Origin of the sequence: Actinoplanes sp. NPDC023936, assembly GCF_040639325.1 — a bacterium.
Taxonomy (GTDB): domain Bacteria; phylum Actinomycetota; class Actinomycetes; order Mycobacteriales; family Micromonosporaceae; genus Actinoplanes.
Genome location: NZ_JBEZZR010000023.1, coordinates 72,702 through 88,364 on the forward strand (window position 1 = coordinate 72,702; position 15,663 = coordinate 88,364).

Below are 15,663 nucleotides of genomic sequence, written 5' to 3' on the forward strand. Positions count from 1 at the left end.
CGCGGGGTTTCGAGGAAGGACGCAGTGATGTCGCAGAAGGCGCAGATCGGAGTCACCGGCCTGGCGGTGATGGGCCGCAACCTGGCTCGTAACTTCGCCCGGCACGGTCACACCGTGGCGGTGCACAACCGGTCCTACGGGCGCACCAAGGAACTGGTCGAGGAATTCGGCCACGAGGGTACGTTCCTGCCCGCCGAGACCGCCGAGCAGTTCGTCGCGAGCCTGGAGCGTCCCCGCCGCGTCGTCATCATGGTGAAGGCCGGTCCGGCCACCGACGCCGTGATCGACGAGTTCGCGCCGCTGCTCGAAGAGGGCGACATGCTGATCGACGCCGGCAACGCGCACTTCGCGGACACCCGGCGCCGGGAAGCCGCTCTCAAGGAGCGCGGCCTGCACTTCGTCGGCACCGGCGTGTCCGGCGGCGAGGAGGGCGCCCTGCACGGCCCGAGCATCATGCCGGGCGGCTCGCCCGAGTCGTACCAGGCGCTCGGCCCGCTGCTGGAGGACATCTCGGCCAAGGTCGACGGCGAGCCGTGCTGCGTGCACGTCGGCCCGGACGGCGCCGGCCACTTCGTCAAGATGGTGCACAACGGCATCGAGTACGCCGACATGCAGCTCATCGCCGAGGCGTACGACCTGCTGCGTCAGGTCGGCGGGCACACGCCGGCCGAGATCGCCCAGGTCTTCGGCGACTGGAACTCCGGGCGGCTCGGCTCGTACCTCATCGAGATCACCGCTGAGGTGCTGAAGCAGACCGACGCGGCGACCGGTCAGCCGTTCGTCGACGTGGTGCTCGACCGCGCGGAGCAGAAGGGCACCGGGCGGTGGACCGTACAGGCGGCTCTTGATCTCGGGGTTCCGGTTTCCGGCATCGCCGAGTCGGTCTTCGCGCGCGCCCTCTCCGGCGGCGCCGACGTGCGTGACGCCGCGGCCACCGCGAACCTGCCCGGACCGGCCGCGAACTCCGGCGTGCACAACGGCGACCTGGTCGCCGACGTCGAGCAGGCCCTCTTCGCCTCCAAGATCGTGGCCTACGCGCAGGGCTTCCAGCAGATCCAGGCGGCCAGCACCGAGTACGGCTGGGACATCGACCCCGGCGCGATGGCCAAGATCTGGCGGGCCGGCTGCATCATCCGCGCCAAGTTCCTGGACTTCATCAAGCAGGCGTACGACAAGAACCCCACACTGGCCACGCTGCTCGTCGACGACTACTTCCTGGACGCCGTCTCCGGCGCGCAGGACGCCTGGCGGCGGGTCGTCGTCACCGCGGCCCAGCAGGGCATCCCGGCGCCCGGCTTCGCGTCGGCGCTCGCCTACTACGACGGCCTGCGCGCCAAGCGCCTGCCGGCCGCGCTGATCCAGGGTCAGCGGGACTTCTTCGGCGCGCACACCTACCACCGGGTGGACAAGCCGGGCTCGTTCCACACCCTCTGGGCAACCGACGACCGGCGCGAGATCGACGCCTGATCCGCTTCCTCCCCGCCCCGCCCGCCCCGCCCGCCCCGCCGACCGCCATCCGGTCGGCGGGGCGGTTCCCACCGGGCCGGTTCCCACCGGGCCGGTCCCCCGCCGGGCCAGCCCGAGCCGTATTCCAGGCAAGTACCCCCGTTACCCGCCCCAGCTACGGCTCGCGACACCCAGCCGTAGTCCAGACAGGTCACGCCGCCCCACAACCTGCCCCAGCTACGGCTCGCGACCCCCGCGCGCCGCCGAGCCGTAGCCCACGCAGGCAAAACGGCGTTATGACCTGCCCCAGCTACGGCTCGCGACCCCCGGCCGTAGCCCACACAGGCAAACACAGCTTGATCACAGGGCTGAGCTACGGCCGACGGTCCCGAGCCGTAGTCCACACAGGTCACGCAGCCCCACAACCTGCGCCGACTACGGCTCGCGACACCCGCGCGCCACCCAGCCGTAGTCCACGCAGGTCACGCCGCCCCACAACCAGCCCCGACCGCGGCTCGGGACGGGAACCACAACAGCCCCCCGGTCAGAGCGCCGCCGCAGCCGGCTCCACCGGAGCACCGGCCGTCCGGGCGTTCAGCCGCCGATAAGGCCTGCTCATCAGCGCCAGCACCGTGGCGATCACCCCGATGATCCCGGTCAGCACGAAGACCAGCGCGATCCCTCGGTCCGCGCCGGTGCCGAACCACGGGCCGATCTCCCGGGCGCCCCACCCGTCGGTCATGAACGGGATGAACACGAACTGCGTGATCGGCGAGATCAGGAACGCGGTGAGCGGGGACGCGGCCTGCTCCGCGCTCTGCGCCAGCCCGAACACCCGGCCCTGCCGCTCGTAGGGCACCACCTTCTGCAGGATGGTCTGCTCGGCGGCTTCCGCGTACGGCATGAGCAGCATGTACAGGTAGAAGCCGACGGCCAGCCACCAGATCGACGCCCGCAGCGGGAAGACGATGATGATCGCCCAGAGCGCCACGTTGATCAGCAGCAGCAGCCGCACCGGCTGACGGCCCAGACCGGTCCGGGACACCGCGATGCCGCCGAGGATCATGCCGGTGCTGAGCACGCCCCAGAGCAGTCCCCACGCCTGCACCGACACCAGTGACAACCCGTAGGCGTCGGCCAGCGCCATGAAGACGCCGCCGAGGAAATTGTTGAACATGCTGAACAGGATCAGCGCGGTCAGCCCGGGCACTCCCGCGATGATCCGCAGGGTGCCGCGGATGTCGACGCCGCTCTTCCCGGGAGTCTCGCCGTGCGGAACGGCTCGCTCGGGGATGGTCACGAAGGACAGGTGCAGGATCGCCAGGCCGAGCGCCGCCATCGCCAGGATGATCACCGAGCGCATCCCGTCGAAGGCCACCAGCACGCCGCTGATCACCGACGTGGTCAGGAACGTCGTGCCGGTGACCGTGCCGACCAGGCCGTTGGCGCGGTCCCGGGTGTTCTCCTCGATGAGGAGGGTGACGAGGGTGGGCGTGGCGATCGTCCGGATGTTGCCGGCGATCACGCCGAACATCAGCAGCAGGATCAGCGCCCAGAGCGCGAAACTCGCCGGGTCGTGGAAATCGTCCGCCGGGGTGATCAGGTAGACGGCGAACGCGCCGGCGTAGAAGAGCAGCGACGCGGCCGCCGACGCCTGCAGCGCGGTCTTCTTGCGGTGCCCGTCGACGACGCTGCCGAACCAGATGCCGGTCGCCGCGGTCAGCACCAGGAAGATGCCGGAGACCATTCCGGTGGCGAAGACCGATTTCGTCTGCAGATAGACCCAGAAGGTCACCGCGAACCACACGGTGTAGTTCATGACCGACACCAGCAGCGTGTTGGCGAGGATCTGATAGAAGGTCTTCACATGGCCCTGGATGGAGGTCATGCCCGTTAAGGTACGACCTCAACAGTGGTGGAAGTCCAGCGAGAATCGGCCATCAGCGCGCCGCACTCGGCGGCCGGCAGCGGTCGCGCCATGAAGAAGCCCTGCCCGTACCGGTAACCCATGGCCCGCAGCCGGTCCACCTGCGCCTGGCTCTCGATGCCCTCGGCCACCGCCTTGAGGTGCAGATGTTCGGCGAGCTGCGCCACCGCGCCGGCCACCGCGAGCCGTCCCCGGTCCTCCCCGTCGGCGATCCCGTCGACGAACGACTTGTCGAGTTTGAGCACGTCGACCGGAAAAGCCCGCAGCAGGCTCAGCGACGACTGGCCGGTGCCGAAGTCGTCGAGCGCGAGCCGCACGCCCATGTCGTGCAGCGCCTCCAGGGTGGCCCGGACCTGCCAGCCGTCGACCACCGACGACTCGGTGACCTCGAGGATCAGGTTGACCGGGGTCAGCCCGGTGTCGCTGAGCACCGCCGCGACCTCGTCGACGAAGGCTGCCTCGCGCAGCTGGCGGACCGCCACGTTGACGTTGATCGCCTCGATGGCGGCGCTGCCGTGCTCGGCACGCCAGCGGGCGAGCTGCTCGCAGGCCTCGCGCAGCACCCACGAGCCGAGCGGCACGATCAGCCCGGACCGCTCGGCGACCGGGATGAACTCGGCGGGTGAGACGAAGCCGCGCTGCGGGTGCTGCCAGCGGACCAGGGCCTCGGCACCGGCGAGACGGCCGGTGACCAGGTCGAAGACGGGCTGGTAGAGCAGGCGCAACTCGCCGCGGAGGATCGCGGTGCGCAGCTCGCTGGCGAGCAGCGCGTGACTGACCATGTCCTGCCGCATCTGCGGCTCGAACCGGATCCAGGACGCCTTGCCGGACTCCTTGGCCGCGTACATCGCGATGTCGGCGTTGCGCAGCACCTCGTCGGCGGTCTCGCCCTGCTCGGCGATCGCGATGCCGGCGCTGGCGTGCAGCAGCAGGTGCTGGTCACCGAAGTGGAACGGGTCGGCGAGGGCGCGCAGCAGCCGCCCGGTGGCCTCCTCCGCGGTCCGCGGGTCGTCGACCGGCAGCAGCACGGCGAACTCGTCGCCGCCGAGCCGGGCCACCAGTTCGTTCTCCGCGCACCAGTCGCGCAGCCGCATCGCGACCTGGTGGAGCAGCTGGTCGCCGGCGGCCGGGCCGAGCGTGTCATTGATCATTTTGAAGTCGTCGACGTCGATCAGCAGGGCGGTGGCCGGCAGGCACGCGTCCAGCCGCTCGCCGAGCGCCACGCCGAACCGGGTGCGGTTCGGCAGGCCGGTGAGCGAGTCGCTGAGCGCCAGCCGTTCCAGCTCGGCCTGCTGGCGGCGGATCCCGCGCAGCGCGATGGTGTTCTCCCGCAGGCTGAGCAGCTGGCGGGCGACCACGAAACCGGCGATCAGCACAGCGCCGATGATCACCGTACGCTGCCGGTTGGTCATCTCCTGGGCGCTGACCGTGACGACCAGGCCGGCCGTCGCGGTGACCGCGAGGAACGGCAGCAGGTTGAAGAGCGACCGGTGTTCGAGGGCCGGCCGCGGCTCGCCGGCCAGCGCTCGCCGCTGCAGCGCCGCGCCGACGCAGACCGCCGCGCCGACCAGCGGCAGGGCCAGCACGGACAGCGCCAGCCGGCTCCAGTCCGCTCCCGCGATCAGCAGGATGTTGCCGGCGATCGCGGCGATCGGCGCGACGGTGAGCACCCGCAGCGCCATCGGCTCGACCATGGTCTCCGGCCGGGCAGCGGCTTTGCCGATCATCACGAGCAGCAGCACGCCGCCGACGCCGACGATCGCCGCGGCGGTACGGGCGACGAGCGACGTCCCGTCCGGTGCGAGGTCGAGCACCACGTACCAGAAGATCAGCGCACTGGCCACGGCGACGGTCGCGGCGTCCAGCAGCGCGCGCAGCCAGCCGGAAGCGGTGCGCCGTGGCCCGGGCAGCCCGAGGAACGCCTGCATCAGCAGCACGACGCCGAACAGCATCGGGACCGCGGTCTGCACCGACAGCCCGGTGTTGTTGTTGGCCCGCGCGAGCGAGACGCAGGAGGCGATGAGGAGGAAGACCGAGGCGTACTCCAGGCGGCGCCAGAACGTGCGCACCGGACGGGCGAGCCGCGGCTGCCGGGTGACCCGCCAGCTGGCGTACAGCGCGGCGGCCAGCGCGACCGGCCCGCCCGCATAGCCGAGCGTCACGTCGGATTCGGCGCGCATCAGCAGCCACAGCAGCACCGCGACGATGGCACCTGCGGCCACCACCACCGGAGCGAGCCCTCCGGCTCGCTGGCTTTCGGGTGCGCTCACGGTCTCCGACTGCTCCTCGCCGACTGGCGGACTCGACACAGAACCAGTCGGCGGGGACCAGCCCAACCTGAGTTCTATCCTTCCAGCGCCGCCGAGACCACGCCGCGCGCCTCCTCCTGGATGCGAGCCAGGTGCTCGGGCCCCTGGAACGACTCGGCGTAGATCTTGTAGACGTCCTCGGTGCCGGAGGGCCGGGCCGCGAACCAGCCGGACCCGGTCACCACCTTGAGCCCGCCGATCGCCGCGCCGTTGCCGGGCGCGCTGGTCAGCACGCTGGTGATCGGCTCGCCGGCCAGTTCCTTGGCGGTCACCTGCTCCGGCGAGAGCTTGCCCAGAATCGCCTTCTGCTCGCGGGTGGCGGGCGCGTCGATCCGCGCGTAGGCGGGTTCGCCGAAACGCGCGACGAGCGAGCGGTAGTGCGCGCTGGGCGATTCGCCGGTGACGGCCAGGATCTCGGACGCCAGCAGGTCGAGCAGGATGCCGTCCTTGTCGGTGCTCCACACGCTGCCGTCGCGGCGCAGGAACGACGCTCCGGCGCTCTCCTCGCCGCCGAAGCCGATCGACGCGTCGAGCAGGCCCGGCACGAACCACTTGAAGCCGACCGGCACCTCGTCGAGGCGGCGGCCGAGGTCGGCGGCGACCCGGTCGATCATCGAGGAGGAGACGAGCGTCTTGCCGATGCCGGCCCCGGCCGGCCAGTCGGTGCGGGCCCGGAACAGGTACCCGATCGCGACCGCGAGGTAGTGGTTCGGGTTCATCAGCCCGCCGTCGGGGGTGACGATGCCGTGCCGGTCGGCGTCCGCGTCGTTGCCGGTGGCGATCTGGAACCGGTCCTTCTGCTCGATCAGCGACGCCATCGCGTACGGCGACGAGCAGTCCATCCGGATCTTGCCGTCCCAGTCCAGGGTCATGAAGCCGAACCGCGGGTCCACCGCCGGGTTCACCACGGTCAGGTCCAGACCGTGCCGCTGGGCGATCTCACCCCAGTACGCGACGCTCGCCCCGCCCAGCGGGTCCGCGCCGATCCGGACACCAGCCCGCCGGATCGCCTCGATGTCGATCACCGAGGGGAGATCGTCCACGTAGGTGGCGAGGAAGTCGTACCCGGAGACGGTGGCCGACTCGCGGGCCCGGACCGCGCTGATCCGCCGCACGCCCTTGAGGCCGCCGGCGATCAGCTCGTTCGCCCGGTCCTGGATCCACTTGGTGGCGTCGGTGTCGGCCGGCCCGCCGTTCGGCGGGTTGTACTTGAAGCCGCCGTCGTCCGGCGGGTTGTGCGACGGCGTGACGACCACGCCGTCGGCGAGCCCGTCGTTGCGCGCGCGGGTCCGGTTGTAGGTGAGGATCGCGTGCGACAGGGCGGGCGTCGGCGTGTACCCGTCCCGGCTGTCGATCAGCGTGGTGACGTCGTTGGCGGCGAACACCTCGAGCGCCGTGATCATCGCGGGCTCGCTCAGCGCGTGCGTGTCCCGGGCCAGGAACAGCGGCCCGTCGGTGCCCTGTTCCCTGCGGTACTCGACGATGGCCTGGCTGGTGGCGGCGATGTGGTCCTCGTTGAACGCGGTCCGCAGGCTGGAGCCCCGGTGCCCGGACGTGCCGAACGCGACCCGCTGTCCCGCCTGGGACGGATCCGGGTGCTCCGTGTAGTAACGCGAGATGACTTTGGGCACGTCGATCAGATCAGCCGGTTCGGCGGGCGTGCCGGCGCGGGGGTGGGTGGACATCGCGGCCTCCTTTGGAGCGTGGACCTGTGCGGAATCGTATCGAGCGGCCCGGTTGAACCTTTCCCCCGCACCATCCGAACTACCTCTTGTGACCCGGGTTGTTCCACGCGTGCTGTTGCTCCTGCTCATCGTGCTGGGCGCGCTTACCGCCGCGCCGCGCCCGGCGTCCGCCCACGCCGCCACGGTCGGGTCCAGCCCGGCGCCCGGCAGCGTCGTCGGCGTCTCCCCCACCGAGGTCACCGTCACGTTCAGCGAACCGGTCGCCCCGGTCGGCGGCCAGATCCAGGTGATCGCCCCGGACGGCGAGCGGATCAACGCGACGCCGGTCGTGGAGGGAAGCGTCCTGCGCATCCCGGTCCGCACGGCGAGCCGCCCGCTCGGCACCTACCTGGTCAGCTTCCGGGTGATCTCCGCGGACAGTCACCCGGTCGGCGGCGCCGTCACCTTCTCGGTGGGCGCGCCTTCGGCGACGCCCGAGGCCGCGACCGCCACCGGCTCGCATCCTTCGGTCACCGTCGCGGTTCCCACATTCAAGTTCCTGGGGTACGGGGGACTCGCGCTGATCACCGGACCGGCGCTCTTCCTGGCGTTCCTGTGGCCGCGCCGGCGTTCTCGCACGGGCCCGCTCCGGATGATCCGGATCGGTCTCGCGCTCACCGCGGTCGCCACTCTCGGCGCGCTCGGCACCCAGGCGCAGCAGGGCAGCGGCGGCGCGCTGTGGCAGGTCTCCGCGGCGGAGCTGACCACCGTGCTGACCAGTCAGTTCGGCCTGCTGCTGGTGGCCCGCCTGGCGGTGCTGGCCGTCCTCGCGGTCCTCCTTCCCGCCCTGCTGCGCGGCCCGGCCCGGCGGCCGTCCCGCGTTCCCGAGCCGGTCGTCGAAGCACCCCAGCTGGTCGCCGTCGCCGCGGGCGCACTCACCACGCCGCCGGCTGGTCCAGCTGGTCCAGCTGGTCCAGCTGGCTCTCAGCGTTCACAAATCGGGCACACAACAGCACTGACGACCGGCCGGACCAGCCGGACCAGCCAGTCGCCAGTGCTGGCTGCGGCAGTGCTCCTGCTGACCGTTCTCGGACTCGCTACCTGGCCGCTGACCGGGCACGCCATCGCCGCACCGCTGCCGGCCGTGACCGTCGCGGTGGGCGTGGTTCACCTCGCGGCGATGGCGGTGTGGATCGGCGGGCTCGGCACGCTGCTCGGATTCCTGCTGCGCGGCACCGACCGGCGCGTTCTCGGCGTGCTGCTGCCGATCTGGTCCCGCTGGGCGGTCCTCGCGGTCGCCTGGCTCGCGATCGCCGGATCGGTGCAGGCGGTGGTCCAGCTGGGCGCGCTCCCCGCGCTCTGGCAGACCGGGTACGGCCGGCTGCTGCTCGCCAAACTCGGGCTCCTCGCCGGAGTCCTCGCCCTGGCCGCCGCCGCCCGCCGCCTGGTCACCCGGGTGGCCGGAACCGGCGCGTCCCGGCTGCGCCGCACGGTCGCCGTCGAGATCGTGGCGACCGTGCTGATCCTCGGGCTGAGCGCCGTGCTGGTGCAGGTGGACCCGGGCCGGACCGCCGGCGCACGCGACCGCGCGGTCACCGGCAAGGGACTGTCCGAGACGCTGAGCAGCCCGCTCTACACCGTGCAGTTCAACGTCTATCCGGTGGAGCTGGGCGAGTACAACACGGTGCACGCGTTCCTCTACACCCCGGCCGGGGCGCCCCTCGCCCCCGCCGAGTGGCAGCTCACCACCCGCCTGGTCAGCCAGAACCTGGAAGCCGTGAAGGAGCCGTTCGCCGCGCTGCCGATCGAGCACCAGGCGCTCGGCACCGTCACCTTCCCCGTCCCCGGCACCTACGAGATCGCCTTCACGATCCGGGTCGACGAGCTGAACCGGGCCACCGTCAAGACGACCGTCGAGGTCCCGCGCCAGCAGCCCGGATAGTCGGACGCTCGGACTGAGTCGGACGCTCGGGCTGAGTCGAACGCTCGGGCTGAGTAGGCCTTGGCTCCCGGGGCGCGGTCGCCGTCGGCCGACGCCCCGTCCAGCAGGCCCGTCCAGCAGGCCCGTCGAGCCGGCCGTCCAGCAAGCCCGTCCAGCAGGCCGTCCGGCAGGATCAGGGCACACGATGTGGCGCAGGCACCGCGACGGGAGCACACCGAAGCCCGCACCAGCGGGGACAGCAGCACACGGAAGCCGTCCGTGTGCCCGCACCGCCGCCCTGGCACAGGTGAGACCTCACCACGACGTTGTGTGTGCCCTCATCCACCCTCGTCCACCCTCGTCCGCCCTCGTCCACCCTCGTCCACCCTCGTCCGCCCTCGTCGGCTCAAGTCCGCCGCCCCGTCCGCTGCCCCGCCTGCAACCCGCCCAGCGAGCACCGCCACCCGAGCCGTCGCGCACGCAGCTCATCCGGCCGCGTACCCTGCGCGGGCTACGGCCGGCTGGTCGGGGTGGGTCGCAGGTGAGTCGGGGGCGGTTTCTGGGCAGATGGGGTTGGTGAATGTCTCCCTTGACGAGAGATCCGGCACCGTCGTGGTGACGGTACGAGGAAATCTGGATCTCGACAGCGCCCCGTCCCTCGCCGTCTGCCTCAACGAGGCTCTCGGCCGACCCGAGCCACGTGTCGTGGTCGACCTGTCCGGTGTCGACTTCTGCGATTCGATCGGCTTGAGCACGTTCGTGACCGGGCACAACCGGGCCCGGGCCGCCGGTGGCTGGCTGCGGCTGGCCGCACCCGGCGAATTCCTGGAACAGCTGCTCGACACCGTCGGGCTGGCCCAGCGCCTCGGCGTCTACCCGACCGTCGACGACGCCGTCGCCAACCGCCCGGACAGCTGAGCACCGGACTACTGAGCACCAGGCTGCTGAACACCCGACTACCGAGCACCCGACTGCTGAACACCCGACTACCGAGCACCCGACTGCTGAGCGACCGATCACTCCGTCCGGCCTCCGGCGCCGCCCGCCGGATAGTCTCGCGGCGTGCTGATCCTGTTGCCGCCGTCCGAGGGCAAGACCCCCGCCACCGCGGGTGAGCCGGTCGACCCGGCCACCCTCTGGCTGCCCGAGCTCGCCGCCGCCCGCACCCGGGTGCTCAACCGTCTCGTCGCCCTCTGCAAGCGCAGCAGCGAGCGGTCGGTGGCCGACTCCCTCACCGTTCTCGGGCTCAGCACCGGCCAGCGCGACGAGATCACCCGCAACGCGGGGCTGCCCACCGCGCCGGCCGCCCCGGCCGCGCGGGTCTACACCGGGGTGCTCTACGAGGCCCTCGACCCGGCCGGGCTGGGCCCCGAGTCGCGCGCATGGCTGGACTCCCGGGCGGTGGTCTTCTCCGGGCTGTGGGGCGTGGTGCGCCTCGGTGACCGGATCCCGGCCTACCGGTGTTCGATCGGCGTCACCCTGCCGCAGGTGGGCGGGCTCACCCCGTACTGGAAGAAGGCTTTGAAGCCGGCGCTGGACCGCCTGGACGGACCCGTGCTGGACCTGCGATCCGGGGCCTATGTGGCGATGTGGGCGCCCGGAGCGCAGAGCGCGCAGGTGCGCGTGCTGCACGAGCGTCTGGTCGGCGGAGTGGCGAAACGCTCCGTGGTCAGCCACTTCAACAAGGCCACGAAGGGGCGGCTGGTCCGCGCGCTGGCCGAGGATCGCGCCACGCCCGGGACGGTGGACGAGCTGGTCGTGGCGTTGCGCGACCTGAAGTTCACGGTCGAGGAGCGGCCCGCGCCCGAGGGCCGGCCGCGGCAGCTCGACGTCGTGGTCAGCGACCTCTGACCGGGAATCTCCGCCGAATCGCCGAGGTCGTTGATCGTCCGTTCGTCCGGTGACGGCTCCCACTCTTCACTCCGGCCCCGGTAGATGAGATCGTTTATCGCCGCGCGGCCTCGGCCGGGAGGCGTGCCCCCTCTCACGAACGCCTGATCCGGAGGACCCTTGTCCGATCGGACGCCACCGGAACAACCTGGCAAGGAACTGGTGCTCCGGCGCAAGCCGGACGTGCCCGCCATGCTGCTCGCCGACAAGCGGTCATGGCGCGAGTACGCCGCTCCCGGCCTGGTGATCTTCCTGGGCGTGATCGCTGTGATCGCCTTCGGGCTGGTCGTGGTCACCCGCGGCGGCGACGAGCCGCGGCCCGCGGGCACCGCGCCGGCGCTCGGCGGGCTCGGTGATCCGAACGCCGCCCAGCTGCCGATCCCCCTACAGAGCCCGTCGCCGTCGCCCAGCTTCGCGCCGGTCGACACCGTCGCGATCGAGCGCTCCACGGTTCCCGAGCGGGTCGACCTGACCGCCGAGGGCACTATCGACTGGGTGCACTGGGGCGAGCAGGGCACCTACGCCCTCGAACGCAACACGAACGGCGGCTTCGCGATCCTCGAGGGCACACCCGATCCGTCCCGCGTGCGGCACGCGGTGAGCCCGGAGACCTACCGCTGGACCGGCGGCAGCCCGCTCGCCAAGGCGTCCGGCGTGACCAGCGGCGTCCGGGCCTGCGACGCCGGCAGCGGCTTCACGCTCTCCGCGCCGGCCGGCACCCGGGACAGCACCCTGCGGCTCTACGTCGGCCTGGTCTCCGGGAGCGGATCGCTGGAGGTACGGCTCTCCACCGGGGGCAAGGTCGTCAAGGACAGCTGGGAGCAGACCGGCACGTCGATGGAGACAGCCGTCTACACGGTGAGCTACACCGCTTCGGATACTGGCAAGATCTCCATCAAGTGGATCACCGACGAGTCCTTCACCGAGGGCTGCGGCGGGGTCGCGCTGCAGGCCGCGACACTGAGCTGACCTGCGTTAACTTAGTTCGGTTCCGGAAGGGGAGCTTGTGTTCGCGGGCTGGGGATCGCGGGTCGCCCGCCTTCGATGGTCAGTGCTGGTCGTCGCGCTCGTCGCGGTGCTCGGCGCGGGCGTCTGGGGCTTCGGGGTGTTCGATCGGCTCACCGAGGGTGGTTACAGCGACCCGGACAGCGAATCGGCGCAGGCCGCCGACGTGGTCGCCACCGCGCTGGGCGGGCAGAGCGGTGACGTCGTCGCGATCTACACGCCGGACCGGGGCACGATCGACGACGCCGCGCTGGCCAAGCGGATCACCGCGCGGCTCGGGGCGCTGCCGTCCGACGCCGTCGTCTCGACGACGTCGTACTGGGACGACAAGGCGCCGCAGTACGCCGCCGCTGACCGGTCCAGCGCGGCCGCGGTGATCACCCTGGCCGGCGAGGACGACGCCGAGAAGATGTCGTCCTACGCCGAGATCGAGGAGTCCCTGGGCGTACCCGGAGCGGATCTGCAGCTGGCCGGCAGCGTGCCGCTCTCGCACGCCTCCAACGAGCGCTCCGCCGACGACCTGGTCTTCGCCGAGATGATCTCGCTGCCGATCGTGCTGGTGCTGCTGCTGTTTATCTTCGGCTCGCTGGTCGCCGCCTCCCTGCCGGTCCTGGTCGGCGGCGCCGCGGTGCTCGGGTCGCTCGGGGTGCTGAACACTGTCGCGCTCACCCACGAGGTCAACTCGTTCGCCGTCAACGTGGCGAGCCTGCTCGGGCTCGGCATGGCGATCGACTACGGCCTGTTCATGGTCGGCCGGTTCCGCGAGGAGCAGGCCGCGCACCCCACCGCCGAGGCGATCCGGCGGACCGTCGTCACCGCCGGCCGTACCGTCCTGTTCTCCGCCACCCTGCTGATGACCGCCCTCGCCGGGCTGCTGCTCTTCCCGCAGGGCTTCCTGAAGTCGCTCGCCTACGGCGGCCTCGCCGCCGTCTTCCTCGCGATGCTGCTGTCGCTCACCCTGCTGCCCGCGATCCTGGCCATCCTCGGCCCGCGCGTGGACAAGCTTCCGGTACGACTGCCGTCCCGATCCTCCACGGGCGGCGGCTGGTCCCGGCTCGCCGGGGCGGTGCTGCGCCGGCCGGTGCTCTTCGCCGTGCCGATCCTGGCCGGGCTGCTGGTGCTCGCGCTGCCGATCGGCGGTGTCCGGTTCGGCGAGAACGACGAGCGGGTGCTGCCGTCGGACGATCCGTCCCGGGTGGCGATCGAGACGCTCAAGGCGGACTATCCGCAGTTCAGCACCGGTGGCGTGCAGATCGTGGTGGAGGGGGCCGCGGAGGAGACCGACATCGCGGGCTTCTCGGATTCCGTCGCGGGTGTCACCGGGGTCACCGGGGTGACCACGACGGGCGCGGCCGGGGACGTTCTCGTGCTCAACGCCGCTCTCGCCGACCCCGACCCGTTCAGCGCCGCCGCCCGCCAGGCCGTCGACGACCTGCGCGCCCTGCCCGCGCCCGCCGGCGCCGAGGTGCTGATCGGCGGCGCCACCGCGCGCAACGTCGACAGCATCGCCGCGATCGCCGCGAAACTGCCGCTGATGATCGGGCTGCTGGCCGGCGCCACGCTCGTGCTGATGTTCCTGGCGTTCGGCTCGATCCTGCTGCCGATCAAGGCCGTGGTGATGAGCGCGCTCAGCCTCACCGCCACGTTCGGCATCCTGATCTGGATCTTCCAGGACGGCCACGGCGCGGGCCTGCTGAACGTGACGCCGGCGCCCCTGGAAGCGGGCATCGTCGTGCTGATGGCGGCCGTCGTGTTCGGACTCTCCACCGACTACGAGGTGTTCCTGCTCTCCCGGATGGTCGAGGCCCGGGTCAAGGGCGCCACCACGACCGAGGCCGTCACCATCGGGCTGACCCGGACCGGCCGCGTGATCAGCGCGGCGGCCCTGCTCCTGATCGTGGTGACCGGCGCCTTCGCCCTGTCCTCGGTGACCACGATGCGCTTCGTCGGCGTCGGCATGATCATCGCGTTGCTGCTGGACGCAACGGTGGTCCGGATGCTGCTGGTACCGGCGGTGCTCGCCCTCTTCGGCGACGCGGCGTGGTGGGCGCCGGGGCCGCTGCGGCGCCTGCAGGAGCGCGCGGGCCTGGCCGAGCACGCGGCCGAGTCCACCGACCCGATCGTTGCCGACCCGGCGGGGGCCGACCCGGCGGAGGCCGGCTCGGCGGAGGCCGGCTCGGCCGGGGACAGCTCGGCGGGCGCTGGTTCGCCGGACATCGGCTCGGCCGTCCCTGTGCCTCGCCACGCGGCGGCCGCGCTGCCCGGCCGGCACGCCGCCACCGCCCTGCCCGGCCGGCACGCGGCGGCAGCCCTGCCCGCCGGCCGGACCGCCGAGCACCGCTCGTTCGCCGATTACCTGCCTGCCGACACCCTGGTCCTGCACACCTCGGTCGACGAGAACAACACGGTCGTACTGGACTATGACGACGTATTGGACTATCTGGCCGAGAAGGAACGGGTAGCCGCCATGGCCGTTTCCCACACCGGTGACGCTGAGCCGAACGAACCGGAAGCCACGGCGCCCACCTCACCGGCGGCGCCGGAGTCGCCCGAGGCGCCGGCCATCGCTGCCGCCGTGGAGGCGACCCCGCCGGCCGAGGAGGAGCCCGCTCCCGCCGAGGAGCCCGCCCCTACCGAGCAACTCTCCCCCGCCGAGAAACCCGCTATTTCAGAGGACACCTCTGCCTCGGACGGCCCGGAGTCCCTCGCGATCTCGGAGCCGGACGAGAGCGAGGCGATCTGGGCCGAGGTCGCCGCCGAACCGGTGGCCGCCATCGTGCCGGACCCGTTCGCCTGGCGGAACGACCCACGGCTCGCGATCCTGACGGCCCCCACATCGGACGACTTCGGATGGCTGCCCAGCGCCACCCCGCAGCCGACCGAAACCGCCGCCGCCGCCGGACCAGCCGAACCCGCGACCGCCGCCGCCGGACCCGCGACCGCAGACGCCGGCGAACCAGCTGAACCAGCGACCGCCGCCGAGACCGGCGAACCAGCTGAATCCGCGACCGCCGCCGAGACCGGCGAACCGGCTGAACCCGCGACCGCCGCCGAGACCCGCGAACCCCACCAGACCCGCGAGCCCGCCGAGACCGGCGCGCCCGGCGCACCCGCCACCCCTGCGGTCACTGCCGACCCCGAGCCGCGCCGCCCGCAGACCTTGGACGACTTGCTGAGCGGCACCGCCGTACCCGTCAGTGCCCTGCCCGCAACCGGCCGGCGCCCGCAGACGCTGGACGAGTGGCTCAGCGGCCCGCGCCCGCAGACGCTGGGCGACCTGTCCCCGGAGCCCGGCCCCGCGCCGGAGAACCCGGCCCACATCGCCCGCCCGCAGACGCTCGACGACTGGCTCAGCGGACCCAAGCCGCCCACCCCGCGCCCGCAAACCCTGGCGGATCAGCCGAAATCGGCCAAGCCGAGGGGGGAAGGGTGACCCGGACCCCTTGCCCTGTCCCACCGGCGGCCGATAGGACGGCCGGGTAAGTACAGTGCCTGCGGTGG

9 protein-coding genes are annotated in these 15,663 nt (G+C 71.9%); 6 read left to right on the plus strand and 3 right to left on the minus strand.

The features are described from left to right. Positions 1-27 precede the first annotated feature (27 nt). Positions 28-1,467: an NADP-dependent phosphogluconate dehydrogenase gene (gndA, locus tag AB0F72_RS26570; RefSeq protein WP_360436225.1), complete on the plus strand. Its 1,440-nt coding sequence runs from the start codon at positions 28-30 to the stop codon at positions 1,465-1,467. 523 nt (positions 1,468-1,990) lie between these two features. On the opposite strand, the gene AB0F72_RS26575 is transcribed toward gndA, so the two are convergent. The 3 genes from AB0F72_RS26575 to pgm all read right to left on the minus strand — a co-directional run bounded on the left by AB0F72_RS26575 (position 1,991) and on the right by pgm (position 7,367). Beyond that, positions 1,991-3,334 (minus strand): MFS transporter, encoded by a 1,344-nt coding sequence (locus AB0F72_RS26575; protein ID WP_360436227.1) that lies wholly within the window; start codon positions 3,332-3,334, stop codon positions 1,991-1,993. 5 nt (positions 3,335-3,339) lie between these two features. Then, the gene (locus AB0F72_RS26580) at positions 3,340-5,643 is read right to left on the minus strand and encodes an EAL domain-containing protein (protein WP_360436229.1); all 2,304 of its coding nucleotides are present in this window, start codon (positions 5,641-5,643) and stop codon (positions 3,340-3,342) included. A 74-nt stretch (positions 5,644-5,717) separates the two neighbouring features. After that, positions 5,718-7,367 (minus strand): phosphoglucomutase (alpha-D-glucose-1,6-bisphosphate-dependent), encoded by a 1,650-nt coding sequence (gene pgm, locus AB0F72_RS26585; protein WP_360436231.1) that lies wholly within the window; start codon positions 7,365-7,367, stop codon positions 5,718-5,720. A 109-nt stretch (positions 7,368-7,476) separates the two neighbouring features. On the opposite strand from pgm, the gene AB0F72_RS26590 reads away from it, so the two are divergent. From AB0F72_RS26590 to AB0F72_RS26610, 5 genes are all read left to right on the plus strand, one after another. Further along, the gene (locus tag AB0F72_RS26590) at positions 7,477-9,288 is read left to right on the plus strand and encodes a copper resistance protein CopC (RefSeq protein ID WP_360436233.1); all 1,812 of its coding nucleotides are present in this window, start codon (positions 7,477-7,479) and stop codon (positions 9,286-9,288) included. Positions 9,289-9,843: 555 nt separating this feature from the next. Then, entirely contained in the window at positions 9,844-10,185 is a 342-nt protein-coding gene (locus tag AB0F72_RS26595; protein ID WP_360436235.1) for an STAS domain-containing protein, read from the plus strand. Between the two features lie 144 nt (positions 10,186-10,329). Beyond that, complete coding sequence (gene yaaA, locus AB0F72_RS26600) at positions 10,330-11,118, plus strand: peroxide stress protein YaaA (protein WP_360436237.1); 789 nt, start codon at positions 10,330-10,332, stop codon at positions 11,116-11,118. A 159-nt stretch (positions 11,119-11,277) separates the two neighbouring features. After that, positions 11,278-12,126, plus strand: coding sequence for a hypothetical protein (locus AB0F72_RS26605; protein WP_360436239.1), 849 nt, complete (start codon positions 11,278-11,280; stop codon positions 12,124-12,126). Positions 12,127-12,163: 37 nt separating this feature from the next. Beyond that, positions 12,164-15,595 (plus strand): MMPL family transporter, encoded by a 3,432-nt coding sequence (locus AB0F72_RS26610; RefSeq protein ID WP_360436241.1) that lies wholly within the window; start codon positions 12,164-12,166, stop codon positions 15,593-15,595. Positions 15,596-15,663 lie beyond the last annotated feature (68 nt).